The sequence below is a fragment of the Paracoccus zhouxuedongae genome, assembly GCF_041927815.1.
GTDB lineage: Bacteria > Pseudomonadota > Alphaproteobacteria > Rhodobacterales > Rhodobacteraceae > Paracoccus.
In genome coordinates this window covers 1-26817 of record NZ_JBHFHM010000021.1, presented here as the reverse complement: position 1 = coordinate 26817, position 26817 = coordinate 1, and the positions used below count along the sequence as shown (strand labels likewise).

Genomic DNA, 26817 nt, shown 5'->3' with positions numbered 1-26817 from the left:
AAGGTCTTCCTCTCCGCCGTCGCACTCGCCGCAACCGTCATGTTCTGGCTATGAAACGAGAACGAGTCCTGACCCTAAGAAGGCTGACATAGATCGACTTCAGCGCCTTGGAGAGATGCTGTCCGGAGCCTATCTTATTGCTTCAACACTCAAGTCGGATTTGAGTGAGGGGGAGCGAGAGCAACTCAGACGACTTTGTAAGTGGGGTTGGAAGCGTAGACGTACGGACCGTCGCGCATCGAGAGTCATTTTACTCACTGGAAGGGAGCTGTTCAATCCGCATGGATTTCGCCGTAGCGAAGGAGCGGCCAGTCAAAGGCCTGACGCGGTTGACTGGTCTCGAATCTACGAGCTTGGCGAGCTAGCAGTCGCTACGCAGAGGGCCTATCTCGGCTTCTCGGAAGAAGAACTCTTCGCGATGATGTACGGTCGTCCCCGACCTTGAAGCTGAGACCGCCGGCCCAGTCTCCGATTTACTGAGCAAACCCAGTACTGCTGGATTTTTGTATCAGCGGTTCTTCATCTCAGGAACCGAGAACGATGGCAAAGTGCCCAATTACTACCATGAAGGCGAGGGCGTCGCTGCGACACCTTTCGAATGGCAGCATATGGAAACGCTGCCGCAGAGCATCCATCCGACCTGACCGTCCGGTAAGGTCCGAAAGCAGACGCCTAAGGCCTCCATCACAATCAAGCCGAAAAGGTCAGCCTCACTGTAGGGCGTTTGACCACTTCATTGATGTCGTGTTTGCGTGACCCGGGGATGAGACGGTCGCGAACTTCCTGCGTTGTCGCGTGGAGCGATATCGTCAGGTTGATCGCCAGGTGCTCTTCTCGCAATTGCGCCAGCGCCTTCGGTATGCCGATAGTCGAAAGCGTGATACCCGAGGTGGGAAAGTTCATCCCTCGCCGGTCGCGCAAGATACGGATCGCCTTCATCACCTGCTCGTAGTTGTTCAGTGGCTCTCCGATGCCCATGAACACAATCCGATTCACCTTCGGCCCGAGCTGAACGACCTGTTCGACGATCTCGCCCGCCAGAAGGTTGCGCTTGAGGCCGGCTTGGCCGGAGGCGCAGAACTGGCAGGCAAAGGCACATCCAACCTGTGACGAGATACAGGCAGTGTGTCCATCGTGGCGACGGATCACCGCGTGGCGCGGGAACTGACGGCGCTGATCGAACGGCGCGGGAGGCCACGCATGATCGTTTCGGACAACGGGACGGAGCTGACCTCGAACGCGATCCTGAAGTGGTGCGCCGAACACAAGATCGAATGGCATTACATCGCGCCGGGCAAGCCGATGCAGAACGGGTTCGTGGAAAGCTTCAATGGCAGGATGCGGGATGAATTTCTGAACGAGACCCTGTTCTGCAACATCGCCCATGCCCGTGACCTGATCGCTGCCTGGGTCACCGATTACAACACCGAAAGGCCTCACTCGGCCTTGGGCTACCAGACCCTCGTAGGGTTTGCCGCGAACCTGAACCCCGCAATCGCCCGACCCGCTGCGCGAGATGAAAGCTCCGCGCGCCGGGCGATTGCTCAACCCGCACCGTCGGGCGTAGACAATCGCCGGGCTCATGTCGCCGCTGGATGAAAATTCAGTGGCAGGTCACATCTGAACCGCCCCGGGTTTACCGGAGAGTATAACACTCAAAGGATGATCCCTATGTCAACGCAGAGATATACCCCCGCCTATCCGGCCGAGCTTCGCGAACGCGGTGTTCGGCTGTTTCAAGAGAACCGCGGCGACTACGCGAGCGACTCGGCTGCCTACAAGGCGATCGCGCCGAAGCTCGGCTGTTCGCCGGACAGCCTGCGTGTGTGGTGCCAGCAGGCCGAACGCGACAGCGGGAAGCGCGCCGGACTGACAAGCGCCGAGAAGGACAGGATCAGGGAACTGGAGCGCGAGGTCCGCGAACTGCGCCAGGCCAATGAGATCCTGAAGAAGGCCAGCGCGTATTTCGCTGCGGCGGAGCTCGACCGCCCGTTCCGCAAATGATCGCGTTTCTCGACGATCACCGTGGCGTCTTTGGTGTCGGGCAGATCTGCCGGGTTCTGGGGATCGCACCATCGACGTATTACGCCTTCAAGGCCGTGGAGCGTGATCCGGACCTGGCATCGGACCGGGCCAGGCAGGATCAGCTGGACATGGCCGCCATCAAAGAGGCCTTCGATGGCAGCCGGGGCCGCTACGGCGCGCGCAAGGTCTGGCACCAGTTGCGCCGCAGCGGCCATGACATCGCCCGCTGCACGGTGGAGAGATTGATGAAGGCTATGGGATTGCAAGGCGTTGTGCGGGGCAAGAAGGTCATCACGACCAACCCCGATGCGGCACAACCTTGCCCCGACGACAAGGTGAACCGGGCCTTCTTGGCGGACATGCCGAACCAGCTGTGGGTCAGCGATTTCACCTATGTCTCAAGCTGGCAGGGCATGGTCTATGTCGCTTTCGTCATCGACGTCTTCGCCCGGAAGATCGTCGGCTGGCGTGTCTCAACCTCGATGACGACTGGCTTTGTTCTCGATGCTTTGAACCAGGCCATCTGCCAGCGGGCACCGTCGGAGGTTGGCAAGTTGATCCATCATAGTGACCGCGGCAGCCAGTATCTGTCGATCCGATACACCGAGCGCCTGGCTGAGGCCGGGATCGACATCTCGGTCGGCAGTGTCGGAGATTCCTACGACAACGCGCTCGCCGAAAGCATCATCGGCCTGTTCAAGACCGAGGTCATCAAGTTCCTCGGCCCCTGGAAGTCCATTGGCCAGGTCGAATGGGAAACCCTGAAATGGGTCGCCTGGTATAACAACACGCGCCTGCACAGCGCCATCGGCTACGTCACGCCGAACGAAGCAGAGGAGGCCTTCCACGCAAGCTTGAACGCTGCCGAAAAAGCAGCCTGATCAGTGAACCAGAAACTCTCCGGTAAACCCGGGGCGGTTCAATCCTACCCTCTAGGCCGCAGTCAGAAGAGCAGTCTCCTCCTTGTACGAGTAGCGGTTAGACACGCACACGCTATCGCGGCGCGCGCCTCTGCTCAGTTCCAAAGTGAGTAGGCTGTCATCGGGAAACGCAGGGCTCAGTTCCAGCCTCAGATATTCAAAGAGCTGGCGGTCATGGACGGCGATCATCACCTGCCGCTCATGCTCTTTTGAAAGCGTACGAAGAAGCGCCGCAAAATGCGCGATATGGACATCGTCCATCGATTGGACGGGATCGTCGAGAATGAGCCATGGCAGCTCTTTCGGCACCGAAAGGTGTAATGCGATGAACAGCGTCAGTGCGGCCGTGTTGAGGTTGCCCGCGCTGAGCATGGCGCCAGGCGCTCCGCCCGCCTCGCCGCCGTCCCGATGCTCGGTGATCAACTTGGGCTGAAGCTTCTGCGTAGAAGATGCCGGAATACGAAAGGCAGGGACGAACGGCTCGCCCGGGGCGAGCCGCACAAACAGATCGCGCCACAAACGATTAAGACGGTCATTGAACTCACGCCGGATGATTGATGAACGCACGCGATCGACCGCGTTGCGGATCTTGATGCCCTGATCCCGAAGGTTCTGGGCCTTTTCCAGCGAAGTGTCGGCGGCTTGCCACGCGCTCAGATCGATCGAAATCTGCGCGTCGGCGTCCTGCCGCTTTTGGATGTCGGCGCGGATCGCCGTGATTTTGTTGAGGCCATCACGGCGCCGGATGACACGCTGCTGCAGACTTGAGGATTGCGAGGCGAGCCGCTTGGAGATCCGTGCGACGGCGGCGTCGAATGACTCGCCCTCCGCGACCGGAGTTTCGCCGGCTGTGGTCGCGAATGACGTCAAGTTTTCGCGGGCGGCCGCCAGAGTGACGTCACGCGATTGCGCATCTATGACGGCGCGACGCGCTGCGACATCGGCAGTCCGCAGCCTTGCACCTTCACGAAGTGTGTCGATCATCGCGTCCAGTTCGGTGGTGACGCCGTCGATCGCGGCGCGCCTCCGATCAAGCGCGGCGAGCGCTTCTTCATCGAGTACAAGCGCTGCGAGGCTCTCCAGTTCGCGATCGAGACGTTCAAGCGCCACCTGCTCTTCACTTCTGGTCCGGCCCAAGGTCAGAAGGCGTTCGGCGGAAGCGGACAGGGTGCGAACCTTGGCGTGGACGTGGTCGTTGAGGGAGCCCGCTCCGACGTCGGTGAAGTCGCGATCACATAGAGGGCAGACGTTGTCGTCGATGAACGAAGTGAGTTCGGCCAAGGCCGAGGCTAGGCTGCCCGAAGTCGAGGACAAGCGCTCAACCTCTTTATCGATCGTGTCGCGCTGACGTATCGCAATATCGCGCTCGTCCTGAGCGTTCGTGCGTCGCACGATCGCCGCCCGCGCCTGCTCGGCTCGCTCCTGGAGCTGTTTCCGTTCCGGCCGCAGCCTGGTGAGCGCCTCCTCAGCAAACTGCAGGGGATCGCTTGGTAGCGACATATCGGGAAACAAGGCTTCCACCCGTGCCCGCGCCGCGGCGGTCCTCGCCCCGTTTGCGGCTTCCCATCGCGAGAACTCTTCGCTGGTGTTCTTGCCGGGCAGCGAGGTGTCGTCGGATGCCGCGCTTTGTGCGTCCTGGATCTCCCGGCGAACAGCGGCGAACCGCCGCTCCTGGTCACTCAATTTTGCGAAGCGTTCCTCATCGCGCCCATCCGAGAGCGCCAGGACAGCATCATCCAGACGGTCCTCTGTAACCTCAATGCCAAGCTCGAGAGAAGCGCAGAGACCCGAAAGCTCAGCGAGCGCTGTGACGATCCGATCATCGATAACGCCGCGGTTCTTGCGCTGATCTGTCAGGAGCCGTTCGACGCGGGATTTTTCGCTTTCGGCCGCCAGCCATCCGTCAACGGTCTTTCTGACGTTGCGAACATCGACGAGAGGCTTGAGGCCCGCCTCAAGCGCGTCCAGGCGATCGAGGCCGAGCAGCTTTCCGACGAACTGCGCCAAGGGCGAGCCAGCGTCATTGCCGGCATCCTGATAGATCTGCAGCAGTTGGCCGAGCAGCGATTGGGGCAGGAATGCCCGTTCGCGGAAGAAGGCGGCCAGCGGTTCGGAAAGCGCATTTGCTGAGGTCGATCCGGTGGGGGCGAGCGTCGCACTGAATGTCTGTTCGCTGCCGTTAAGGGTGCGCACCACAACGCTGCCGTCTACAGCAGATCGGTGGAGCAACTGCCGTTGATAGCTCGGGTCGGCCCGCAGCAACGATTGCACCTGGCCCGTAAGGGCCAACTCAAGCGCGGAAAGCAGGCTGGTCTTGCCGGCGCCGTTCTCACCGTGGACGAGCACCACTTTCGCATCGAGCGGCGCATGGACATGTCCGCGAATGCTCCGAAAATTAGTGATGTCGAGGCTTTTCAGAATGGAGTTGCTCAAGACGGCTTTCCTTCGGTGGACTTCGCGAAAGGCTGGCCTACTGCGCTTGCGGCCGCCTCCGTTACCGCAGCTTCGCCAATGGCAGAGGCCTCAACGATCGCTTCCAGAAACGCCTTATCCGTCCCCTCTTGGAGGGCGAGGATAAGTTGATCCATCGCCGGCCCGCTCCCGGTTGCGGGATCGGTAGGCGCAGGTGGAAGCGTCAGCGGCAGCAAGACGCGGATACGGTCATCAAGTTGCCGCTCCGCTATCTCATCGGCGGGCTCACCTGTCTGACCAAGCGCGATATTCTCGACTTGCAGGACCCGGCAGGTTTCGGAGAGCGTCTCGACGCCTTCAACCAGCGCGGCGCCGGCAAGGATCAGGGTAACGACATAGCGCGAAGCGGTCACATCGAGCGCGCGGCTCAGCGCCTCGACCCGCTGGCGGACGCGCGCGCCATCGCGGTCGCCAAAATCTCCGGTCGTGGTGTCGACCAGAAGCACTAGGTCAAGAGCGCGCCCATCGCGACCTCGCATCGCCCCGGTGAACGGGAAGGCTACGCCGGCGACCTTTAGCGGCGTCGACAAGTCTTGGTAGCCGGCAGCGCGAAGCCGTCTCTGGATAGCTTGGACCAAGGGTGCGACGCTCATAGCATCATCTCCGCGACGAAAGCGCTCTGCAGGTCCGCCGCGTCGGTGGAGCGACTCAGCAAATCAGCGATGCTGACATGGGTATTTCCGACACGCCCTGTGCGACCCGGAGCTGACCGGACACGTCGGGCGCTTACGCCGCTTCCCACCATCTGATGCCAGGCGTCGTCGGCATGCACGATGATCGCGTTGTCGTCCGCAAACGCACCGCTGCTTTGCAGTGCGATCGCATCCGTTGCCGATTTGACCAGAAACAGGGGACGGGTGCCAGCTCCCGGGCGCGTGGATTGCGCAGTCATCGCACCCGACGTCAGCGTATCGTCGGAAGGTGGGGTCAACTCCCAATGCCCATCGGTGCGACCGATCTGGAGGAGCGCCAACATCACTCCCAATGCGCCCAGCCCCATCGCAACAGCATTCTGATCGGCGGCAAGAAGGTTCGGGGTCGAAGTGCTGAGCGCTTCGTAAGCGTCCTTGTCGTTTGGCAGTGCGCCGCGCCTGAACAGCGACAGCATGCGCGACCAGCGTTCGATTGCCTGATTGGCGAAAACGGTCCTGCTCCGCTCTCCTGCCGGAACGACCGCGTGATCCGCCAGATCGTTGCGGAGCGTCTCAAGTGCTTTCTCCAGTGACGCAACCATCGGCTGCTGTCCCAAAGCTGTCAGACCAAGTTCCATTAGCCGCGACAGCTTTTCGCAGAGCAGCTTCAGTACGAGCGCGATCAGAGCCTGCTCACCCCAGGCTCTTAGCAGGGTGGCGTCGTGCAGGGCGGCGGGCGCATTGTTGTAGGCCTCACCGTAGACCAAACGCAGGACATCGCGCTGGCCGGTTTGAATCGTGTCTTCGCAGAAGATGTGGGCGGGCGCAGCAGGCGCACAGGGCCACGGCCAGCCATTGGTCGCCTTGGCCCGAGCGAAGATGGTCTGGAGATTGCTGTCCTGGATGGAGAGACCGAGGACGAGCGTCTTATGGGTCGTCGCGAGACCGACGATCGCGTTGCGCATCGCGGCGAAAGCTGCCGTTTCGGGCCAATCCATGATCTGGGTGTGGCTTCCGGTCAGATACTGTCGAAATACCAGCGGCTCGTCGGTCGCGTGGATGATGCAACCGTGAAACTTGAGCAGTTTGGCTCTGCCGGCTGGCCCGCGCAGTTGGTCGGGATCGACCACGACCTGCATCACTCCCGGCACGCCGCCGCTTAGTCTGGCGACCGCTGCTTCGATGAACCCGTCCCAGTTGGCGGACGCTATCTCCTGCACCGCCCCTTCCAGGATCAGGACTGCGATCGCAAGATGCTCAGCCGCTGGCGGCGCCGGATCGGCGAACGCGGCTCGGATGTCGATCGCATCCCACAGGACGAAATCCGCGTCCTTTCCCGGCACCCGTATATCGAGGACCCGTGAATACTTGTTCCACAGCCGGTTGATGATGTCGTCGTGCTCGGGCCAAGCTGCCAGCGGTTCCCCGTAGCGGGAGCGCACGGTTGCAGGGTCGATCTCGGCCAAGGTGAGCGCTTCTTCGAGCGCTGGCGTGAAGTCCGCTTCAGTCGCCGGATCGTTCGCGCGCTCGCGTAAATAGTCGAAGGCTCGTTCGATCAGCTTTCCTAGGTTCGGGGCCTGACGCGAAATACCAGATCCAACCCAGAGCGCGAACTCGCCGTTCTCGATGGCTTGTGCCACCGGGGCGAATTTTGTCTCAAGCTTGTCCAGCACTTCGCGCACGGAAATATCATTGGCGGTCGGAGCCAGCGCCACGTCTTAATCCCCCCGCACCGCCGCAGCAGCGCCCCTATTGCGACGTTATTGTCTCGCAAGTTCGAAGTGAATGCTAGAAAAATAGTATTTAAGCTCAGAAGGTCATGGCCTGCCCCGATAGGGTGATCCGCTTTCAGTCTTAGTGCATGGCGGGTCTGGGCGCTACGGCTTGGGTGGCCGGCGTAGCGGTTCAGGGTGGCGAAGCCGGCCATTGGACGACCTCCGGAGCCGGGGGGCGATGACCCAACGACGAATGAGGGCGTTTCGTATTGTAGTGACAGCGCCAGGAGACGGCCCTTCGGAGCCGTTCGTTCTCCTTCTCGAGTTCCTTCAGACGCTTTACCTGGTCGGCCTTCAGCCCGCCGAACTCCTTGCGCCATCGTTAGTAGGTGAACTGTGTCACGCCGATCGACCGCACGGCTTCAGCCACCGACCGTCCTTGCGAAACCAACACGTCGACCTGCCGGAGCTTCGCGACGATCTCCTCGGGCTTGTGCTTCTTCTGCGGCATTCCTTCATCCTCCATCTGGCTCGAAAGCCTACTTCAGGGAGGACCACTTTTCAGGGGGCAGACCATCCCTCGTCGCTGGTTTCGTATGCCTAGACCAAAGGATCCTTCTGCGCCGTCAGACTATGCTCACGCTGATAATCGGTCGAGGCCGTTGGATCAGACTGCGCAAGGAGAATTTGATTTTTGCCAAATACTCTCTGCAGTTGGGTCGTCACTGGCTTTCAAAGCATAGCTGAAGGCATGAGCGGCGTGCGTAATAACGTGCGCCGTTGCCGCCGCATGACCAGCGGCCCTTGCAGCCGCTTCGGCTTGAGGTTGTGATGCACTCTTAGCGCTTCGCGCTGCGTCATGCGCAGCAAATGAAGCCTTGCGAGCATCCGTCATCTTCAGTTCGCCACGCGCCCACATACGGCCAGCCTCAATCGCACGTCGCGGCCGCTTATCGTCAGGAAACACACATTCAAATTTGTCAAGCACATGCTGGGCGACATCACATGCCCACTCTGCGGCTCTGATATGATTGAGGCTCGTCATTCTGCTTACAATTCATCTGATTTAGAACAGAGCTTCATTTGGGTTCGGGCCCATCAGTCGCCGCGCCGATCACCAACAGCTGCTTCAGCGGAAAGTTCACTTACTTGTGCAAGAAAGGACAAATATCGACCCAAAAGGTCAAATACCAGTGGAATCAACACTATTTGTCGATTCCAGTCGTGTTTGACGTCTGCGAAGGCAAGAAATCAATGACTTGCGGATCGAGGTTGCAAGTTCATTGTCTTTTTTGCAGAGTTGAATGTCCTCGGCCGTCGCCGTAGTTGCTGCAGTCCGAGCCCGGTTTGCCGCCGAGCAAGTGAGAGATCCGAGCATAGCTTAACTTTGTCGGAAGGCGTCGTCCGTATGTTCTCGAACTCTGCATCCCTAGCCTGGCTATGCGACGTGGCTCGCCGCTCCACTTTTCGTGACAGGGATGCCGCGCAGATCGCGTAGCCAGAGCTGACCACATGCAGCTGAGATATCTCGCCCCTGTGTATCGCGCACCACGACCGGCACGCCGGCGCGGTCCAGCACTTCACGAAAAAGGCCAAGGCTGCGATCGCTTGTTCGTTCTAGCGCGATACCATCGACTGGATTCCAGCGCATAAGGTTCACGCGCGTCCGCTGCTTGTTCATGAGACCGGCAAGCCGTTTCGCATCAGCAAGCGTGTCGTTGATGCCGGGAAGGACCAGATAGACGAAGGTGACGATCCGGTTGTGCCTTTCCGCCCATGATGTAGCGCGTTTGACCACTTCATTGATGTCGTGTTTGCGTGACCCGGGGATGAGACGGTCGCGAACTTCCTGCGTTGTCGCGTGGAGCGATATCGTCAGGTTGATCGCCAGGTGCTCTTCTCGCAATTGCGCCAGCGCCTTCGGTATGCCGATAGTCGAAAGCGTGATACCCGAGGTGGGAAAGTTCATCCCTCGCCGGTCGCGCAAGATACGGATCGCCTTCATCACCTGCTCGTAGTTGTTCAGTGGCTCTCCGATGCCCATGAACACAATCCGATTCACCTTCGGCCCGAGCTGAACGACCTGTTCGACGATCTCGCCCGCCAGAAGGTTGCGCTTGAGGCCGGCTTGGCCGGAGGCGCAGAACTGGCAGGCAAAGGCACATCCAACCTGTGACGAGATACAGGCAGTGTGTCCATCGTGGCGACGGATCAGGACACTTTCGACGGCATAACCGTCATGCAGGCCGAACAGCACCTTTTGGGATTGGCCGCCGCGATCATGGGTGATTTTGCGAAGGCTTCGCAATTGGACGCCCCGAGCCTCTGACCAGTTCCGCAAGGCGCGGGGCAGGTCCTTATGCGGGCAGAACAGATCGCGATATGCGATTTGCGTCTCGCTGCCAGCGTTCAAGGCATCGAACTCGTCGGCCATAAGGTTCAGCGCCAAGGTTGGCGCAGGGGGTGTTTTTTGTCGTTGGTTCGCCAAGGGGCTTGGTTCTTGTATAGGCATGACCGTCGTTCCGGGTTTCCGAGCCCGGTGGAACCGTGGCGCATGCCTAGTTTATAACCGACGTGTCGGTTATAAACAACCCAACGGATTGCTAGTCGAACATGTTGCCTGGGTAGAGGATCGACAGCATCCTGCGCGTCCGTTCGGTCATGAAGCTCGCCAGCTCACCTTCCGGCGCGACGAGCCACTGCATGCAAGCGCCCTGAATGACCGTCTGAATCAAGCCAGCGGCCTCTTCGCGCGCGTGCGGCTCGGCAGGCAGTCGTTCCTCAATGGCTTTCAAAACCAGGTTATTGCGCTCCGCTGCGAGCTCACGAAGCGACGGTTCCTGAACGTCGCCCCATATGAGAAGGAGGTAGCCCTCCATCCCTGCACCGCTGCCCATACCGGCGATCAGCTCCTTGAGCATCACCCACAGCGCTTCGAGACCCTTGGCGGCGTTCGCGTTCGCAAAGTAATCGCGAACCTCCTGCGTATTGCGCTCCATGATTTTGCGATGCAGCGTCGCTTTGTCCTTGAACCGCTGGATCAGCGCAGCCCGCGAGATTCCGACCGCCGCCGCAACATCAGACAGAGTGAAAGCGGCTGGGCCCTTCTGAAGGAGCACGCTTAGCGCAGTATCCAGGACGACCTCGTCGCTATGAAGTTTCGGTCTTGCCATATCTTTTTTTCTACAGTTTTCCTGAGCGATGCCCCCTACCATAACCATCTTACAGACTAGTGGCAGGGCTCATAAGCCGGGCGTCGCCCGTCAACTGGCTGGGCGAAGTGATGGATGTATAGCGTTCCGATTTCCCACGCCTGCTTCACTCGTCCAACCAGCCGAGAGTTCCGTTAGCTTTCATGCGTCGAACTGTGGCAACGCGCGTAAGCGCCTGGCCGGCATGTCCTGAGCGCCGCCGCTGTCGCCCCCCGAAAGCCTGAGATCGCCGAGGAGCATCGATAATCTCTTAGCCGACTTGCTATATAGCGGCCGACGCATGAACGGTAGGAGTGGCCGATATAGGTGCAAGGAAAGCACGCGGGCTGCACTGTTTTGATTGCTGAACGGGAAGACTTCATTAGGACAGCGATCAGGTTACGACCTAAGTTCGCGAAGAGAGGTGTGCCATGAAACTTTATGGTTTTCCCGGGTCAGGCTCAGCCATCGTCGAGGCGCAACTGGCAGTTTATGGCCTGCCCGCGGCGCTGATTGACGGCGACCCGGCCGAAGACGCCGCAGCCCATGCGAGGATTGCGGCGCTGAACCCTCTGTTACAGGTGCCGGTACTGGAGTTAGATGACGGTAAGCTGCTGACCGAAAGCGCTGCGATGACCCTTTGTCTGGCTGACCTGACAGGTCGCGAAGACCTCGTGCCCGCAGTGAGGGCGCCCGAGCGCGCGGCGTTCCTGCGCTGGCTGATCTTTCTGGTGGCGAACATTTATCCCTGTTTCACCTATGCCGACGAGCCGTCGCGTTTCGTGGCTGAGCCACAGGCCGCCAAGTCGTTCCGTGCGGCGGTCGATGCGCATCAACAGCGGCTTTGGATGCAGGTCGAACAGGCGGCGGTCGGTCCGTGGTTTCTGGGCGACCGTTTCTCGGCGCTCGACATTTATCTGGCGGTGATGATCCATTGGCGGCCGCGGCCCGTGTGGTTTACCAGCCACGCGCGGAAGCTGACGGCCGCCGCCGTTGCCGCGACCGCACGGGGTGATGTCGGTCCGGTCATCACGCGGCATTTCGGCTGAGTTCGAGCGCACGAACACCCGCAGGATTGACCGACGGTTCCTATCTCCTAGCCCGACTGGCAGAGGCATGGGAACAGGTTTGTGGAAGACCCGAAATCGGTGGATTTTGACGCATCGGATTATGCGGAAGTTGTCTATGGGCACTTATAGCCCTGCTTCATCAGGAGTCAGATCTATCAGCGATGCGTCCTGTGAGAAGGGCTGCGGTCGCCGCCAGAAGCGAGACCAAGGCTGCTGTGCATAACCGACATAGCCGACGCCAATTCGATCGATGACCGCCCCGCCCAGCACCGCGCCCAGTCCGATGCCGGCGTTGGCCATAAACACGTTGAGCGATCCCGCGGGCGCCTTGGAGCGGCCGACGGCCGCGAGCGCGCGGACCTAGCAAATGGATAGATGGCGGTATTCCAAAGGACAAATATCGACCCAAAAGGTCAAATGCCAGTGGAATCAACAGCTACAACGATCAGACAGCGGCTTTGGGCCGAAAGCGGACTTCGCGGGCTTTGGCTGAGCAGAGCAGGTTCAGTCACAGTTCACTTCCCATACCTTATCAAGACCGCCTTGGCCGTTCGCCAAGCGACCCCTGCTGCGTTCGCCGCGCTGTTACAGGAATTCGTTTTTTCATAGATTTCGAGTATGAGTTCTTCGTCATAGCGCTGGCGGCTGTTGGCGACCGGGACCGTTCGGCCAGTCCGCTTTATCCAGCTCGATATGGTATCGCGTCCGGGGCCATGACGTCGGCTGAGTTCGCGGATCGACTCGCCAGCCTCCCAGTCCCTGGCAACCTCTCCATAAACGTCAATTCCAACTGATTTCAGGACCTTGATTGCCGCGTGTCTACGCAGACCGAGCCAGAACGCGAAGCTATTTATCGAGCGTACCAGCCTGTATTGTTCGATCAACTCATTCTCCGCCGGCAGCGGCGCGGGGGTGGGAGGGTTCAGGAGATCACGGATCGACACCCTGCGCTCGATCACCATCATCCGCGCAGGCTGAGGAAGGTCGTTCTTCCTGCTGTCCTCCGGCAGGGTGAAGTCATTGTTCAGATACTGGTCGGTCGTCGACCGGGCGGCTCGTCGTTTTCTCACTGCGTATACGCGAGCAATGAACCGCATACGCTCAAGTTCATCAACCACGGCTTTGTGTTCATCGGCCAGTGCCTGGGCAACCGCGTAGCTTTTCCGCGCTGCAAGCAGTCGCGTCTTTTGCTCTTCCGTCAGCCCCTCAAATGTCTCTGTTTCACCACTCAACATGCTGCCCCGCGGCCGCCCTCATGCCCCAAGTGTTGTGCCCGTCATAGGCTGCGATCAGCGAGGCAGGAAGAAGATTCGTATTTTGGCCGGTTTTTCTAGGGTCAAAATCCGACAAAAGCAGAGGATTGGCGTTTCATGCTTGAACCCGAATCACTTTTCCGAATCTGTGCACCGAGGAGAATCTTCACAGACCAAGGACTTACCCTTCCATGAAGGTCGATCAGAAAAAGCATGAACGCCTCAAGTTCCGGCTTCGGCTGGCGGGTTCGTCCATGGCCAAGATCGCCCGACAGCTTGGTATCTCTCAGAGCAGCGTCACTGTTGTCAGCCAAGGCTACCGGAAATCGCACCGAGTACAGACCGAGATTGCCGAACATCTTGGCACGACGCCGCAGAAGCTCTTCCCTGATCGCTACACAACAGAGGAGGAGGAACCCGAGCAAGATCAAAGCTGGTGACGGGATATGAAAAAGGGGCGCCTGGTGCAAACAGGTGAGCCCCTCTTAGATGTCGATTAGCGCCGACATCTCTTCATCCCCCGAGTCGAACAAAAAGTCAACCTGTCGGGCGCGAGGCCCGGCAGGGCTGTTCAACACACTCTGAAGAAGGGGACGATTGCTACCGCCTGTCTGAAAGGACTGTGGGGCAATCCAGATACAATGACGAAGAACCTCATCTATCGCGGGCCCGAACCGAGCCGCGCGACCCGCACCATCTCGCGTCGATCCAGGGCCAGTCTGCGCGGTTCCCTGGTGGCCAGGCTACCAGGGTTCGAGCAGCCACGCATCATCCAGTTCGAAAGCGCGCTGGAATACGCGTTCCTGTGCCTAACTCTGGTGCGCGACGACGTTCAACATATCTGGGAACAGCCAACGGCGGTGCAATATACTCGCCCGAATGGGCGCCCGGCTGAACATGTGTTCGATTTTCTGGTGACCAAAACCGACGGTGAGCGCATCGCTGTCGCCATTAAGCCGATGCAGCGGGTGGTCGAGCGTACCTTCGTGGCTGAACTCGAAGGGGTCGCTGCCGCAACGCCAAAGCAATTTGCCGACCGGATCATGCTGATCACCGACCGGCACCTTGATCGTGCTGCCGCCGCAGAGGCCGCTCGGACGCTTGCATGGTCGCGCGCACCGCTGACGGAGGTCGCGGCATGACTGTTCGTTTTCGTTTCTCGAAATCCGACCTGATCAATGCGGCGGGAACCGCCATGCGACCACTTGAGGTGGATGGGGATGGTGTGCTGTTCGAAAGGCTGGGGCAGCCGGACATCACGGAAAGGGTGACACATGAGCATCTGGCCGAACTTTTGCGGCGGCCGGACACCACTTATGTCGCGGGCTATTTTGATCGTTCCTACCAAGACCTGCGCGGGCAGACCCCCGTTGACGCCCTGAAGGAGCTGCCGGAGGACCTGCAACGCGAAGTGATCTTCAGAAAGGCATTTTGCGACGCATTCCTGGCTCTCCAGGCAGCAGGTGCGATCAAACGAACGTACCAGGGTTATATCGTTGGTCGGGCAACGCTGACGCAAGAAACGCATCGGCGTCTGTCAGATGGCTCGGCTGCACATTCGGCCGTTCGGCCCGGAAAGGACCTGATCACCCGAAAGCTCCCTGGTAGTCGAGCTGGCTTCCAATGGCTTCGCGATTACGAGCGCGGAGGCTTTTCGGCACTCGCCCTGATCCCCAAAACTCATCGCAGCGGAAACCGGGAACCGCGCTGGTGCTATCGGACCGAAGCCCTGATGACCAAGGTCATCGAGATTTATGCCGATACGCAGCGTCCTACAAAGATGAAAGCAGTCGATGCGACGCAGGCGCTGTTCGCCGCAGAGAATATGCGCCGCGCAGAGGCTGGGTCGCCTCTGCTTATTGTGCCCTCACGTTCGAGCATACAGCGCCGCCTGGCCATGGCCGACCCCTATTATATTCATGCGAAGCGCTACGGAGTTGCAGCAGCCAACGCCAAATTCACGCTGTATGAGAAGGGCCTCGACATCCAGCGGCCTCTGGAGCGCGTCGAGATGGACGAAAACCGTCTTGACGTGATCTCGCTATTGGTCCTGACGGGTATCTGGGATCATCTTCCGCCTGAAAGACGGGCCCAGTTCGAAAAAGGGCGCCGTTGGCTCTATGTGGCAATTGACTGTGCGACCAGATGCATCCTGTCCATGCGCCTGGCCGAAACACCCAATTCAGATGACGCGATCAGGGCGTTGCGCGACATCTTTGTGGATAAGACCCCCTTGGCCCGAGCTGCCGGCTGCGAAAGCACCTGGCACCATCATGGTGGCATCGACACCCTTGTGACGGATCAGGGTTCGGCCTTCGTTTCTGACGATTTTCAATCCACAGTGTCATCGCTTGCCATAACCGCGCATCTTCCTCCTGCTGGTCTGCCATGGCTAAGGGGCCACATCGAGTCGTTCTTCCGAACCTTCGGGCATCAGTTGATGCCTCTGCTTGCAGGGCGGACGTTCTTCGACACGATAGAGCGCGGCGACTACCCGTCCGAGCAATTGGCCTGCCTCTGTGATGACGACCTGATCACCATCCTGCTGAGCTATGTCGTGGATATCTACCACAACCAGCCGCACGGCTCGCTTGGTGGTGAGACCCCGAACGATGCCTGGACGCGACTGGTCGCCCTGCATGGTACCCCACCGCTTCCCGACGGCCTCGCACTGCGCAAGGCGTTCGGCCGACCCATGCGGCGCAAACTTCGCGGCGATGGTGTCCTGTTCGCTGGCCTGAGCTACAGCTGCGAAGCACTGCGCGAAGCATTTCTTCACTCTCCACACCGAACAGTGGAAATCCGCGCGGATCTGCAGGACATCGGATGGATCGCGGTCAAGGTGGGCGCTCGCTGGCATCCAGCCATCGCCAACCAAAGCGGGTTCGAGGGTGTCAGCTATGACCAACTGGTCGAGGCAACGCGCACACAGCACAAGACGAAGCGACAAAATGAAGAACTGAACGCGCCGGTGCTGCACCGGGGCATCGCACGGATTTCCGAGACAGTCCTACAAGCCTTTCTGCGTCGGGAACTCACGCCTTTTCATGTCACGGATCAGGACATCGAACGCAATCAGCGCGCGCTGCATTACCCCATCCGCTCTGATGCCGATCGGATGGGACAGGCGGTCGGGTCGGCCGACCCACTGACCCATGGAATCGTCATCTCACCCCAGCCTTCGATGACGCCCGAACTGACCGACAACACACGCAACCCAAAGGTCCTGGCGCCCCGTGAGCGTCGCAACCGCTGGAGATTCGACGATGAAAAATGAACGTATTGCCCACGCAGCCCAGAAAATCTCAGTCCTTGCAGATCACTTTGTCCAGCATGAGCGTTTTCAGCCCCTGGAGGCGCGGTTCACCATGCTGGCCGAGAAGCGGCTTGCTGATCTCGGAGTAGGCCGTGCCAGAGAAGCGCATGGCCTGGCGTTGTCCGGCGCATCGGGTGCGGGGAAAAGCGCTGCCGTGATCCAGCTTCTCAAGCGAGCGCGTGAACGGCTCGATGCCGAGGGTCACGCGGACCTGACAATTGTCAGCCTGCGCGTACCTTCACCAGCGACCCTTAAACTTGTGGGGCAGTCGCTGCTGCGGGCCCTTGGCTTCCAGATCAGCTCCGAACGACAAGCATGGTACATATGGGATCTGGTCCGGCACCATCTGAAGGAGCGAAAGGTACTCTTTGTCCACTTGGACGAGGCGCAGGATCTCGCCTCGCGCGGCACCCGTCATGAGCTCAACGCGGTTGCCGCCATGTTGAAGACATTGATGACCGACAATGATTGGCCGGTCGGTATTATTCTGTCGGGGACCACAGAACTGGAGGATATCCTGAACCACGATCCGCAACTCGGCCGCCGGATGAAAACGATCTATTTTGGCCCGCTTTCGGCAGTTGGTCATGCCGACGATGTACTCGACCTGATCGAGGCCTACTGCCAGCGAGGCCATGTCTCTGTCGGTGATGATGTCGCCTCGACAGAACTTGCGGAACGGCTCATCCACGCGGCGGCAAACCAGTTCGGCCTCGTGATCGAACTTACACTTGCTGCAATCGAGCAGGCCTATCTCAACGGCGATGCATCCCTACGCGGCATGCACTTCGTCGAGGCGTATGCTCAGCGATCCGGCGCGGAAGATGCGTTCAACCCGTTCGTCATACCTGATTTCCACCGAATTGACGCACGTCAGGTCTTTGCACGGGAGCATGGCTGATGTTTAGCGCCACAAAGCCGCTTCCGCTCTCTGTTCCGATGCTGACCGGTGAGTCAGCGACATCGTTTGCCTCCCGCCTCGCACGCCGGAATGGCGTGCCGCGTCTGATCACCTTCTGCTCGGATATCGGGATCGACTATTTCCAGCTAGTCAATGGTGATCCTGTTGAAATCCAGCGCTTGGCGGCTCTGGGAAGTGCCAATGCTTCCAAACTGCAGTCGGCAACGCCGAGTATTGCTGAAAGCGGCTGGTTCCGCCTGGGTCGGGAGGTGATCAAGTTCACCGCCTTCAACAGGACGGTGATGCGCATATGTCCTCAATGCGTATCGGATGCGCCGAGCGGGATCGATATGGTCCATCACGGGCTCTGGCAGTTGTCGTCGACGCGCACATGCGCCGTGCATGGCTGCCATCTCATTGCGCTGCCCAAGCCGAACAGCCCCAACGACTGCTTCGATCATGTTCCGATGCTCGATGGCTTTCAGCCGGGAGAGATTGAATTCGCCGACCCGGATCAGCTGGAACTCGAGCTCTATCTGGCCAATCGCGTGAAAAATGGTCCGGAAGAGACGTGGCTTGGCCGATTGCCGTTTCATGTCGCGGCACAGAGCTGCGAGATGTTGGGCGCGTTATTGACCCTCGGCCCGCAAGTCAAACGAGCTGCGCTGACAAGTCCGCAATGGGCTGCAGCCGGCACGGCCGGGTTACGCGTTCTACTCGACGGACCAGAAGGACTGCGCAGCAAGCTCAAGGAGATACAGGAGGCCCACCCCGTCGGAGAAAAACTCTATCGGTCGCACTATCGCATTTTCTTTGACTGGCTTCGCTCGCGCAATGATGACAAGGATTTCGACCAGGTTCGCGATGTCGTCCGCGAGTTCATTTTCGAGAATTTCCCCGTCACGACTGGATCGATTGTGCTCGGCAAGCCTTGCCCAGAACAGAAGGTGCATTCGTTCAGCACTGCAAAGCAGGTTTATGGCCTTCCCCATATCAGGCTGGGTCGAAAGCTGGCGACGATGGGCATGGCAGAACTGCATCCGGGCGGAAAATTCTATATTCTGAAGCGCTATATTCCCGCTGCGCTGCTGAGCGATATAGGTGCCGACGTCAACTCGCTGCTGGGCGCCAAAGAGGCGGCCAAGAGCATCGGCATCGACTATGTACTGCTTGAAAGACTGACGTCAGAGGGCCTTGTGAAGCGGTATTTCGAGGATGGGCAGGCAACCTCGTACTATCATCGCGACGTTATCGAAGCGTTCATCGGCCGATTGCGCGAACAGGCGAGCCGGCCCGGACGGCGAACGGAACTCGTGGACATTCCCACCGCCGCACGGCGGCGTGGTGTGATGATCGCGCCATTGACGAGCTTTATCCTGACGCATCGAGTGCCGCTTTACACCGAAACGTCAGATACCGGCAGTTTTCGGGCGTTCCGCCTTAGGCTCGAAACTCTGGAAAACCTCCGGGGCCGGCGCGGTGATGACATTGTCGGATCCCCTACGGCCGCAAAGCTGCTCAAGATTACCAAGCCGACCGTGTTCCGACTGATAGAGATGGGTCTGCTGAAGACGCCGACCCACCGGAAATCTCGGCACATTCGTCAGGGCCGCTACTCGACCACGGCATCGCTCGAAGAGTTCAGAGCGAAGCACGTATCGCTGGACGAGTTGGCGGAGCTGTCGGGAAAGTCAGCGAATGATGAGTACATTTTCCAGACCGAACAGCGCGTGGTGCCATTGCCGCTAGGCCTTCAATGCAGCCTGATCTTTCGGCGCTCCGAGGTTGCATGACAACCCTGCCGGCTACACTGTCGCCGGCCGGGTCATCCTTGAGAATAGTAACCCCTCATCGGCCAACCAATATTTGGGCAATGAACGGCAGCATCCCGCGCGCGTCAAGGTCCGGCGCGAGCGGCGCTGCCCACGCAGCACTATAATCCCCCAGACATCTCGTCCTGATCCGGTTTGTCATCAAAGCCATTCGGCATAAGCCCAAATCGACGCGCGCGCTGCTGCAGTGGTTCACAGCGTTCGGATAGCGTCTGCCTGCTTTTGGCCTGACGGATCGCGCCCTCCAGGGCCCGGCGCACCGCCTCGGTTTCGCTGAGCCCGCTGATCGCAGCCAATCTGCCGGCCAACTCCTTCAGAGCTTCGTCACGGACGAAAAGCGACACGACGGATCCCCCGCTTACGTTCTCACCACATCTGTAATGTGCAGCCGTCCATGTATGCAGGGCAACAGGTCTGCTGGCCCGGCGTAGGCAGAGCTTTCTGACCAAAAGGGCAGGACCAGTTCGGCAATCAAAAATTCGGCCATTGATTTTATTGGAAAAATGTCCGAGCGAGAAGCAGATTTTTGGGGCTGTTGCCACCCGATGTCGATTCCAGTGATATTTGACCTTTGGGGTCGATGTTTGTCCTTTGGGGCAATCGAGCTGACCTTTTCTGGAAGGGCGCGACGGAGGCTGCGAAGGGTTGATACGGGCATGGACGCGAGTGATGCCGACGTTCGGAGAGCGGTTCGAGGTGCGCGCACTATCGAAGATCATCAGGGACTAACTGCCGCCATTTTGGGATTTAGGCGCGCTAGCGGAGCGCAGACGGGGGTTTTAGGCGCCCGGGAACCTTGAAGACGATGAGGTGTCGGGCGAACTCGCCACCTTCAGGAACATAGGCAATGTGCCATAGACACTCTTCGATGCTTGGCACAGGCCCCGGCCGATCAACAAGTTCTAGCACACCGAGAAATCCGATCCGAACATTGGCCGCCTGATAACTGATTGCCTGCGCCCGATAGCGGTTGGCAGCCTCGCGTGAGAATGAACCCTCATGCTTTTTGAGCTCTATAACGAAAGCCGGTCCGCCTAGGCTGATGTAGAGATCGGTCCTTCCTGTCGCGATACCGCTCACTTCGGACAGAACCTCGGCGCCCACCAGATTGCCCTTAAGGAAGTCGCGGAGGTCTGACTGGAGGTCGGCCTCGTTCGGATCATGAGCGCGCAGATAGGCGCCTCGCGACCCGAGATCGCGAGTCCCCGCATTTTGCCGGTCACTACAGAAAATCAATATCTGTTGGAGGACGGCGTCGAATGCCTGCTGGACATCGCCTGTATACTCGCTGCTGGTGGACAACTGATCACGCAATGTCGCTAACACACGTTGCAGGACTGGGTTGGCAAGCTCGCGGCTATGCACGACATGGCATTCGAGCCCGACCTCGAGAGACCGCGCCATGTCGGAAGGAATCTGCTCAATTGGAGTATCCTTGGGGAGAATGCGCGCGAGCAGCGGATAGTGCCCATTCTCCCCAACTTTTCCCGGTTTCGCAGCGGTGCTGTAGGCGTCATCCAATCTGGCGCGAAGACTTCGCGCTGTCCTCTGCTGTGCATCAGGCCATTGGCCTTCGCTGAGTAGATCGTCGAGATGAGCAGCGAGGCCAGCCGCATGGCATGGCGATAATCCTGCCGTCGAACAAGCCGACTATACTAGCAAAAGCGCCGTCTGATCGGCTTCACGAAGGGCGAGATGGACACCAGGTGGCGTGACATTATCGACTTGACCTCTAGCCTGGTTCAGACAACAGCCCCGGGGCCCGATCGCCTTGATGCTTCTTTTGAAAATCGCAAACGACCCGGATGATATGATGGAAAACATGTTCACCGCATATCCCTTGCGCCCTGGGCGCGTTCATGAAGCTGGTGGGCCGGGGGCCGGCATGTTTGCCTTGCGGGCGGGCGCGCAGGTGAACGGCGATCTGTTGTGGGTGCGTCAGTCGTGGCTGCCGGAACAGCTCAATCCGCTGGGTTTTGACGGCTTCGACCCATCGCGCCTGCTGATGGCGCGGACCCGGGATCAGACCGATACGCTGGCCGTGGCTGAAGAGGCGCTGCGGGACGGTTGCCTTGGTCTGGTCGTGATGGACATTACCGCGCCGCTCAGCCTGACCGCCGGGCGTCGCTTGCAGCTTGCGGCGCAGTCTGGCGGCACGACCGGGCTGTGCCTGATCCCCGAGGGCATGGGCAGCAACGCAGCCGAGACGCGGTGGCATTGTGCGCCGGTCTTTGATGCGGACGACTCGACTCTGCAATGCTGGACGCTTATCAAGAACAAATCAGGAACAACCGGAAGCTGGCATGTTCGATGGGATGCAAAGGCGCGTCGTATCGCTGTGGTTTCCCCGGCTCGCGAGTGACCGGGCCCTGCGCCTGCGCCCGGTCGACGGGCCGTTTGTGCTGACCCTCAGGGAAAACAACGCCAATCGCATCCATTGCCTGAACGCCGCCGCCGAAGCTGAGGGCCTTTATCGCGGCATGTCCTTTGCCGATGCGCGCAGCTTTTTCCCCGATCTTGTCAGTCGGCCCGCCGACCCCATCGGGGACGGGCGGTTCCTCAACGGGCTACGCCGCTGGGCGACGCGCTATTGCCCCTGGGTCGGGCTGGATGGTGCGGACGGGTTGGCGCTGGACATCACCGGCGCCGCCCATCTGTGGGGTGATGAGGCCGGGATGCTGGCCGATCTGCGTGGGGGGCTGATGCGTGCGCGCATGAACGTGCAGATCGGGCTGGCCGACACGCCGGGCGCAGCCTGGGCGTTGGCGCACTTCGGGCAGGGCGTGGCGGCACCTGGCAAGACGATGGCGGCGCTTGACCCGCTGCCGGTCGCGGCGCTGCGGCTGGATCCGCAGACGGTGGTGGCCCTGCAACGCTTGGGCCTGCGCACAATAGGCGGGCTTGCGGCGAATGCCCGCGCCCCCTTGGCCCGGCGCTTTGGGCCGGGGCTGCTGATGCGGCTGGATCAGGCGCTTGGCGATCAAAGGGAAGCCATCTCACCCCCACCTGATCCGCCGCATTACGGTGTGCGGATTAGTCTGCCCGAACCTATCGGGCTGGAATCCGATGTGATGGCGGCGACCGAACGGCTGCTGGTGCGGCTGTGCGGCAAGCTGGCGGCGCAGCAGCAGGGCGCGCGCGTGCTGTGCCTGACCCTGCGCCGCGTGGACAGTCACGCGCAGGATGTGGAACTGCGCCTAGCCCGGCCTTTGCGCGATCCTGCCCGCATCCTGCCCCTGTTCCAGCGTGGCGTGGCCGAGGTGGACGCAGGCTTCGGCATCGACCAGTTGCGGCTGGAGGCCGTGCAGGTCGAACCCCTTTTGCCCGAACAGATCAGCCATGTTCAGACGCATGATGCGGCGCGGCTGGATGATCTCATCAGCCGGATCGGCACCCGCATTGGTCTGGAAAACGTCCAGCGCTTCCTGCCCGCCGACAGCCATATCCCAGAGCGGAGCTTCATCATCGCCCCGGCTGCCTATTCCCGGCCACAAAGCGGCTGGGTCAGCGCGAACCCGCGTCCTGTCATCCTGTTCCCCCCTGAACCGGTGGCCGCAACGGGCAACCGCCCACCTGCATATTTCCACTGGCGGCGCATGGCGCTGACCACGGGGCGTGCGACCGGGCCGGAACGGATCACCCCTGAATGGTGGCTGGATGATGCGAACTGGCGCAGTGGGATGCGCGATTACTGGCGGGTCGAAACGCGGCAGGGGCGGCGGCTGTGGATGTTCTACACCCCACAAAGCCCCGGCTGGTTCGTGCAGGGAGAGTTCCCATGACGCGGCGCAATGGGGGCGCTGCCTCCGACGCGCGGTGCGCGGCCCCCCCGGGATATTTGGGCCAGGAAGACAAGAGGGGCGTGGATTATGCTGAACTCTGCGTCACCTCCAACTTCACCTTTCTCACCGGGGCCTCGCATCCCGAGGAGCTTGTCACCCGCGCTGCGGAACTTGGGCTAAGGGCTATCGCCATCACTGACCGCAACTCCCTGGCCGGGGTGGTGCGCGCCTATCGCGCCTTGCAGATCCTGCATGAGGAGGCCGCCGAGAGCGTTCAGATTCGATCACAGCATCGGACTGACAGCTGCACGCGGCAGGAAATCGGCTCACCCGAAGACATTCCCCGACCCTCTGTGGCGCACCTGCCCAAGCTGATCGTTGGCTGCCGTCTGGTGCTGCGCGACAGTCGCGTTGAATGGGTCGCCCTGCCCACCGACAGGCCAGCCTGGCAGCGGCTAACCCGGCTGTTGACGCTGGGCAAAAGGCGGGCAGGCAAGGGCGAATGTCATCTGGATCTGGCCGATCTGCTGGCGGGATGCGAGGGCATGATCCTGATCGCCCTGACGGCTGACCCCGACCGGGCCGAGGATCCCATCACGCAGATGCGGCGCCGCTATCCCAATCATGTCTTTACCGGCGCCGCGCCCCGGTATGACGGGCAGGATCGCGACTGGCTGAACCGCTGCGCGGTCTTGGCACAACGAACCGCTGCACCGATGGTGGCGGTTGGTGATGTGCTCATGCACCGCGCGGCGCGGCGACAACTGGCCGATGTACTGACCTGTATCCGCGAGGGCATCACCATCGACGCGATCGGCACCCGCGCCCTACCCAATGCGGAACGTCGCCTGAAAGGCGCAGGCGACATGGCGCGGCTGTTCAACGATCATCCGGCCGCGCTGCGCCGTACGGTCGAGATCGCGACCCGATGCAGCTTTGATCTGGGCCAGCTCAGCTATGATTACCCTGATGAAATCACCGATGGCGAATCCCCCATGGCCCGGCTGACACGGCTGGCGCATGAGGGGTTGGCGCGGCGCTATCCGAAAGGTGTGACGGAAAAAGCGCAGCGTCTGCTGGCCAAGGAATTGGCCGTGGTCGAGGAACTCAACTTCCCGGCCTATTTCCTGACCGTCCATGACATTGTTCAATATGCGCGGTCACAGGGAATCCTGTGTCAGGGGCGCGGGTCGGCGGCGAACTCCATCATCTGTTATCTGCTGGGCATCACCGATGTGCAGCCCGAACTGATCGGCATGGTGTTCGAACGCTTCATCTCGCGCCACCGCGGCGAGCCACCCGATATCGATGTCGATTTCGAACATGAGCGGCGCGAGGAGGTCATCCAGTGGATATACCGGAAATACGGGCGGGAACGTGCGGGGTTGTGCGCAACCGTCATCCATTTCCGATCCCGCGCTGCAATCCGCGAGGTCGGCAAGGCCATGGGCCTGTCGCAGGATGCCACGGCGGCGCTGTCGGGCCAGATCTGGGGCTATTCCAGCGATGGCCCCGACCTCGACCGGGTGCGGGCGCTGGGACTGGACCCGCGCGACCGGCGCCTGTCGCAGACCCTGCGGCTGATCGGCGAGATCACCGGCTTTCCGCGCCACCTGTCGCAGCATGTCGGCGGCTTCGTCATCACCAAGGGGCGGCTGGACGAACTGGCCCCCATCGAAAATGCCGCGATGGAGGATCGCACCATCATCGAATGGGACAAGGACGACATCGACACGCTGAAGATTCTCAAGGTCGATATCCTGGGGCTGGGGATGCTGACCTGTGTGCGCAAGGCCCTCGACCTGCTGGAAAGCCATGAACGCCTGACGCTGACGCTTGCCAGCGTCCCGCAGGAAGATTCGCGCGTCTATGACATGCTGTGCGTGGCCGATGCGGTGGGCGTGTTTCAGGTCGAAAGCCGCGCACAGATGAACTTTCTGCCCCGGATGAAGCCACGTGAGTTCTACGACCTGGTGATCGAGGTCGCCATCGTCCGCCCCGGCCCCATTCAGGGCGGCATGGTGCAACCCTATATCCGCCGTCGTCAGGGGCTGGAGGCCACCGAACCCTTTGGTCCCGCGCTGGAACAGGTCACGCGCCGTACCCTGGGTATCCCGCTGTTTCAGGAACAGGCTCTGCAAATTGCCGAAGTCGGCGCGGGCTATACAGCCGAGGAAGCCGACAAGCTGCGCCGCTCGCTGGCCAGCTTTCGCCGCATGGGCACCATCGGCGAGCATCGCGACAAGTTCATCGCCGGGATGATGGCGAATGGCTACAGCGCCGAGGTTTCGGCCCGCTGCTTTTCGCAGATCGAAGGCTTTGCCGATTACGGCTTTCCCGAAAGCCACGCGGCGGCCTTTGCGTTGTTGGTATATGTGTCAGCATGGCTGAAACGCCACCACCCGGCGGTATTTGCCTGCGCTTTGCTGAACAGCCAGCCGATGGGATTTTACGCCCCGGCGCAGATCGTCCGCGATGCGCGCGATCACGGGATCGAGGTCCGCCCCGTCTGTGTCAACCACAGCGCCTGGGACAACCGGCTGGAACGCCGCGCGGATGGCGCCCTGGCGCTGAGGCTGGGGTTTCGGCAGATCAAGGGCTTCCAGCAGGGCGACGCGGACTGGATCGCCGCCGCACGCGGCAATGGCTATCGTGATCCGCAAACGGTCTGGCTACGTGCGGGCGTTGCCCCCGCCGCGTTGGAACGGCTGGCAGAGGCCGATGCTTTCACCGGCATGGGCCTGACTCGGCGCGATGCGCTGTGGCAGGTGCGCGCGATCCGGGCGCCGTCGCAACTGCCCCTGTTCAGCGACCCCATCGATGGCGAGGCAATCCATGAGCCGACAGTCCAGCTTCCGCAAATGCAGATGGGCGAGGAGGTGGTCGAGGACTACGTCGCAACCCGCCTGAGCTTGCGCGCCCACCCGATGGAGCTGCTACGCCCATCCCTACCCGGCCTGACCCGTCACGATGCGCTGATCAGTGCGCCCTTGCAGCGCACCACCGTCTGCGGCCTTGTCATCACCCGCCAGCGCCCCGGCACCGCCTCGGGTGTGGTGTTCCTGACGCTGGAGGACGAGACCGGCGTCTCGAACGTGGTTGTCTGGCGCAAGGTGTTCGAGGCCCACCGACGCGCGGTCATGGGCGGGCGATTGCTGCGCGTCACCGGCCCGCTGCAACGCGAAGGTATCGTCGTGCATCTGATCGCTCGGCAGATCGAGGATGTCTCGGACCGCCTGTCTGACCTTGGCCACCCGATGCCCGGCGCCATCGGCGAGACGACCGCCAAAACCGACAGCGCCCCCCGCACTCGCCCGACCCCGCGCGCCATGCACCCCCGCGATCAAGCCAAGCAGCTGTTCCCCAGCCGGGATTTTCATTGATGACAGGGCTTCGTCAGAGGTGAATCCGGGCTTGCCGGTTCCCTCAGGCTGTGAGTGGACGTCATCGCACCTTTCAAGACAGCTCGCGCATTGCAGCACCGAACCGCCAGATACGCCGCTCCTTCATTTTGGCATCCTCACCTCGGCGATGCACATGGGCCGGATGCAGATGGTCGGCGGGCGTCTGAAAAAGCGACTACAGTTACTTGCCATCGCTCTAACTCGTTCCCTTGGCCGGAACGTAAGCCTCTAGGGTCAGGACTCGTTCTCGTTTCATAGCCAGAACATGACGGTTGCGGCGAGTGCGACGGCGGAGAGGAAGACC

20 protein-coding genes, 3 pseudogenes and 1 other annotated feature are annotated in these 26817 nt (G+C 60.7%); of the genes and pseudogenes, 11 read left to right on the top strand and 12 right to left on the bottom strand.

The window, feature by feature from the left end:
- Positions 1-690 precede the first annotated feature (690 nt).
- The gene (locus ACEYYA_RS15030; protein WP_374801736.1) at positions 691-1149 is read right to left on the bottom strand and encodes a radical SAM protein; all 459 of its coding nucleotides are present in this window, start codon (positions 1147-1149) and stop codon (positions 691-693) included.
- On the opposite strand from ACEYYA_RS15030, the pseudogene ACEYYA_RS15025 reads away from it, so the two are divergent.
- Both ACEYYA_RS15025 and ACEYYA_RS15020 read left to right on the top strand, forming a co-directional pair.
- Positions 1150-1599, top strand: a pseudogene (locus ACEYYA_RS15025) (integrase core domain-containing protein); the annotation flags it as partial.
- 72 nt (positions 1600-1671) lie between these two features.
- Positions 1672-2906, top strand: a protein-coding gene (locus ACEYYA_RS15020; RefSeq protein WP_374801735.1) for an IS3 family transposase whose coding sequence is annotated in 2 segments (ribosomal slippage) — positions 1672-1972 and positions 1972-2906 — 1236 coding nt in all. Because the reading frame shifts where the segments join, the coding sequence is not laid out codon by codon here.
- Positions 1959-2075 (top strand) — a sequence feature (AL1L pseudoknot). Its footprint overlaps the gene before it by 117 nt.
- A gap of 51 nt (positions 2907-2957) precedes the next feature.
- Here ACEYYA_RS15020 and ACEYYA_RS15015 read toward each other — a convergent pair.
- From ACEYYA_RS15015 to ACEYYA_RS14980, 8 genes and pseudogenes are all read right to left on the bottom strand, one after another.
- The gene (locus tag ACEYYA_RS15015) at positions 2958-5378 is read right to left on the bottom strand and encodes an AAA family ATPase (RefSeq protein WP_374801734.1); all 2421 of its coding nucleotides are present in this window, start codon (positions 5376-5378) and stop codon (positions 2958-2960) included.
- On the bottom strand, positions 5375-6010 hold the full coding sequence (locus tag ACEYYA_RS15010; protein ID WP_374801733.1) for a hypothetical protein: 636 nt from the start codon (positions 6008-6010) through the stop codon (positions 5375-5377). The genes ACEYYA_RS15015 and ACEYYA_RS15010 overlap by 4 nt, the downstream gene beginning before the upstream one ends.
- Entirely contained in the window at positions 6007-7731 is a 1725-nt protein-coding gene (locus ACEYYA_RS15005) for an SIR2 family protein (RefSeq protein WP_374801732.1), read from the bottom strand. Before ACEYYA_RS15005 ends, ACEYYA_RS15010 begins: the two co-directional genes overlap by 4 nt.
- A 223-nt stretch (positions 7732-7954) precedes the next feature.
- Positions 7955-8050, bottom strand: a pseudogene (locus ACEYYA_RS15000) (integrase core domain-containing protein); the annotation flags it as partial.
- Positions 8051-8275: pseudogene (locus ACEYYA_RS14995) on the bottom strand (transposase); the annotation flags it as partial.
- Between the two features lie 156 nt (positions 8276-8431).
- Complete coding sequence (locus ACEYYA_RS14990; RefSeq protein WP_374801731.1) at positions 8432-8809, bottom strand: putative immunity protein; 378 nt, start codon at positions 8807-8809, stop codon at positions 8432-8434.
- Between the two features lie 393 nt (positions 8810-9202).
- Complete coding sequence (gene rlmN / locus ACEYYA_RS14985) at positions 9203-10198, bottom strand: 23S rRNA (adenine(2503)-C(2))-methyltransferase RlmN (RefSeq protein WP_374801730.1); 996 nt, start codon at positions 10196-10198, stop codon at positions 9203-9205.
- Between the two features lie 169 nt (positions 10199-10367).
- Positions 10368-10937 carry a TetR/AcrR family transcriptional regulator gene (locus ACEYYA_RS14980; protein WP_374801737.1) on the bottom strand — a complete coding sequence of 190 codons (570 nt, stop codon included), beginning with the start codon at positions 10935-10937 and terminating at the stop codon, positions 10368-10370.
- A 449-nt stretch (positions 10938-11386) separates the two neighbouring features.
- Here ACEYYA_RS14980 and ACEYYA_RS14975 point away from each other — a divergent pair, with 449 nt between their 5' ends.
- Positions 11387-12004, top strand: coding sequence for a glutathione S-transferase family protein (locus tag ACEYYA_RS14975; RefSeq protein ID WP_374801729.1), 618 nt, complete (start codon positions 11387-11389; stop codon positions 12002-12004).
- 536 nt (positions 12005-12540) lie between these two features.
- Here the strand turns inward: ACEYYA_RS14975 and ACEYYA_RS14970 are convergent.
- Positions 12541-13260 carry a hypothetical protein gene (locus ACEYYA_RS14970; protein WP_374801728.1) on the bottom strand — a complete coding sequence of 240 codons (720 nt, stop codon included), beginning with the start codon at positions 13258-13260 and terminating at the stop codon, positions 12541-12543.
- Positions 13261-13469: 209 nt separating this feature from the next.
- Between ACEYYA_RS14970 and ACEYYA_RS14965 the strand changes: the two genes are divergently transcribed.
- The 5 genes from ACEYYA_RS14965 (at position 13470) to ACEYYA_RS14945 (ending at position 19288) form a co-directional block, all read left to right on the top strand.
- Entirely contained in the window at positions 13470-13718 is a 249-nt protein-coding gene (locus ACEYYA_RS14965; protein ID WP_374801727.1) for a helix-turn-helix domain-containing protein, read from the top strand.
- Between the two features lie 201 nt (positions 13719-13919).
- The gene (locus tag ACEYYA_RS14960; RefSeq protein ID WP_374801726.1) at positions 13920-14420 is read left to right on the top strand and encodes a restriction endonuclease; all 501 of its coding nucleotides are present in this window, start codon (positions 13920-13922) and stop codon (positions 14418-14420) included.
- Entirely contained in the window at positions 14417-16555 is a 2139-nt protein-coding gene (locus ACEYYA_RS14955) for a hypothetical protein (RefSeq protein ID WP_374801725.1), read from the top strand. The genes ACEYYA_RS14960 and ACEYYA_RS14955 overlap by 4 nt, the downstream gene beginning before the upstream one ends.
- Entirely contained in the window at positions 16545-17495 is a 951-nt protein-coding gene (locus ACEYYA_RS14950; RefSeq protein WP_374801724.1) for a TniB family NTP-binding protein, read from the top strand. Before ACEYYA_RS14955 ends, ACEYYA_RS14950 begins: the two co-directional genes overlap by 11 nt.
- Entirely contained in the window at positions 17495-19288 is a 1794-nt protein-coding gene (locus ACEYYA_RS14945; RefSeq protein ID WP_374801723.1) for a TniQ family protein, read from the top strand. The genes ACEYYA_RS14950 and ACEYYA_RS14945 overlap by 1 nt, the downstream gene beginning before the upstream one ends.
- 140 nt (positions 19289-19428) lie before the next feature.
- Here ACEYYA_RS14945 and ACEYYA_RS14940 read toward each other — a convergent pair whose 3' ends face one another.
- Both ACEYYA_RS14940 and ACEYYA_RS14935 read right to left on the bottom strand, forming a co-directional pair.
- Positions 19429-20046 carry a type II toxin-antitoxin system VapB family antitoxin gene (locus tag ACEYYA_RS14940; protein WP_374801722.1) on the bottom strand — a complete coding sequence of 206 codons (618 nt, stop codon included), beginning with the start codon at positions 20044-20046 and terminating at the stop codon, positions 19429-19431.
- Between the two features lie 37 nt (positions 20047-20083).
- A complete protein-coding gene (locus ACEYYA_RS14935) occupies positions 20084-20848 on the bottom strand; it encodes a hypothetical protein (RefSeq protein ID WP_374801721.1) in 765 nt (254 codons plus the stop codon).
- Positions 20849-21101: 253 nt separating this feature from the next.
- Between ACEYYA_RS14935 and ACEYYA_RS14930 the strand changes: the two genes are divergently transcribed.
- From ACEYYA_RS14930 to ACEYYA_RS14920, 3 genes are all read left to right on the top strand, one after another.
- Positions 21102-21689 carry an ImuA family protein gene (locus ACEYYA_RS14930; RefSeq protein WP_374801720.1) on the top strand — a complete coding sequence of 196 codons (588 nt, stop codon included), beginning with the start codon at positions 21102-21104 and terminating at the stop codon, positions 21687-21689.
- Complete coding sequence (locus ACEYYA_RS14925) at positions 21631-23109, top strand: Y-family DNA polymerase (RefSeq protein ID WP_374801719.1); 1479 nt, start codon at positions 21631-21633, stop codon at positions 23107-23109. Before ACEYYA_RS14930 ends, ACEYYA_RS14925 begins: the two co-directional genes overlap by 59 nt.
- 80 nt (positions 23110-23189) lie before the next feature.
- Entirely contained in the window at positions 23190-26492 is a 3303-nt protein-coding gene (locus tag ACEYYA_RS14920; RefSeq protein ID WP_374801718.1) for an error-prone DNA polymerase, read from the top strand.
- The last annotated feature ends 325 nt before the right edge of the window (positions 26493-26817 follow it).

Coding starts and splice junctions, on each gene's coding strand:
- ACEYYA_RS15010 (WP_374801733.1), bottom strand. CDS start 6,010: ATGAGCGTCGCACCCTTGGTCCAAGCTATCCAGAGACGGCTTCGCGCT.
- ACEYYA_RS14990 (WP_374801731.1), bottom strand. CDS start 8,809: ATGACGAGCCTCAATCATATCAGAGCCGCAGAGTGGGCATGTGATGTC.
- rlmN (WP_374801730.1), bottom strand. CDS start 10,198: ATGGCCGACGAGTTCGATGCCTTGAACGCTGGCAGCGAGACGCAAATC.
- ACEYYA_RS14980 (WP_374801737.1), bottom strand. CDS start 10,937: ATGGCAAGACCGAAACTTCATAGCGACGAGGTCGTCCTGGATACTGCG.
- ACEYYA_RS14975 (WP_374801729.1), top strand. CDS start 11,387: ATGAAACTTTATGGTTTTCCCGGGTCAGGCTCAGCCATCGTCGAGGCG.
- ACEYYA_RS14970 (WP_374801728.1), bottom strand. CDS start 13,260: ATGTTGAGTGGTGAAACAGAGACATTTGAGGGGCTGACGGAAGAGCAA.
- ACEYYA_RS14965 (WP_374801727.1), top strand. CDS start 13,470: ATGAAGGTCGATCAGAAAAAGCATGAACGCCTCAAGTTCCGGCTTCGG.
- ACEYYA_RS14960 (WP_374801726.1), top strand. CDS start 13,920: ATGACGAAGAACCTCATCTATCGCGGGCCCGAACCGAGCCGCGCGACC.
- ACEYYA_RS14955 (WP_374801725.1), top strand. CDS start 14,417: ATGACTGTTCGTTTTCGTTTCTCGAAATCCGACCTGATCAATGCGGCG.
- ACEYYA_RS14950 (WP_374801724.1), top strand. CDS start 16,545: ATGAAAAATGAACGTATTGCCCACGCAGCCCAGAAAATCTCAGTCCTT.
- ACEYYA_RS14945 (WP_374801723.1), top strand. CDS start 17,495: ATGTTTAGCGCCACAAAGCCGCTTCCGCTCTCTGTTCCGATGCTGACC.
- ACEYYA_RS14940 (WP_374801722.1), bottom strand. CDS start 20,046: ATGATCTTCGATAGTGCGCGCACCTCGAACCGCTCTCCGAACGTCGGC.
- ACEYYA_RS14930 (WP_374801720.1), top strand. CDS start 21,102: ATGCTTCTTTTGAAAATCGCAAACGACCCGGATGATATGATGGAAAAC.
- ACEYYA_RS14925 (WP_374801719.1), top strand. CDS start 21,631: ATGTTCGATGGGATGCAAAGGCGCGTCGTATCGCTGTGGTTTCCCCGG.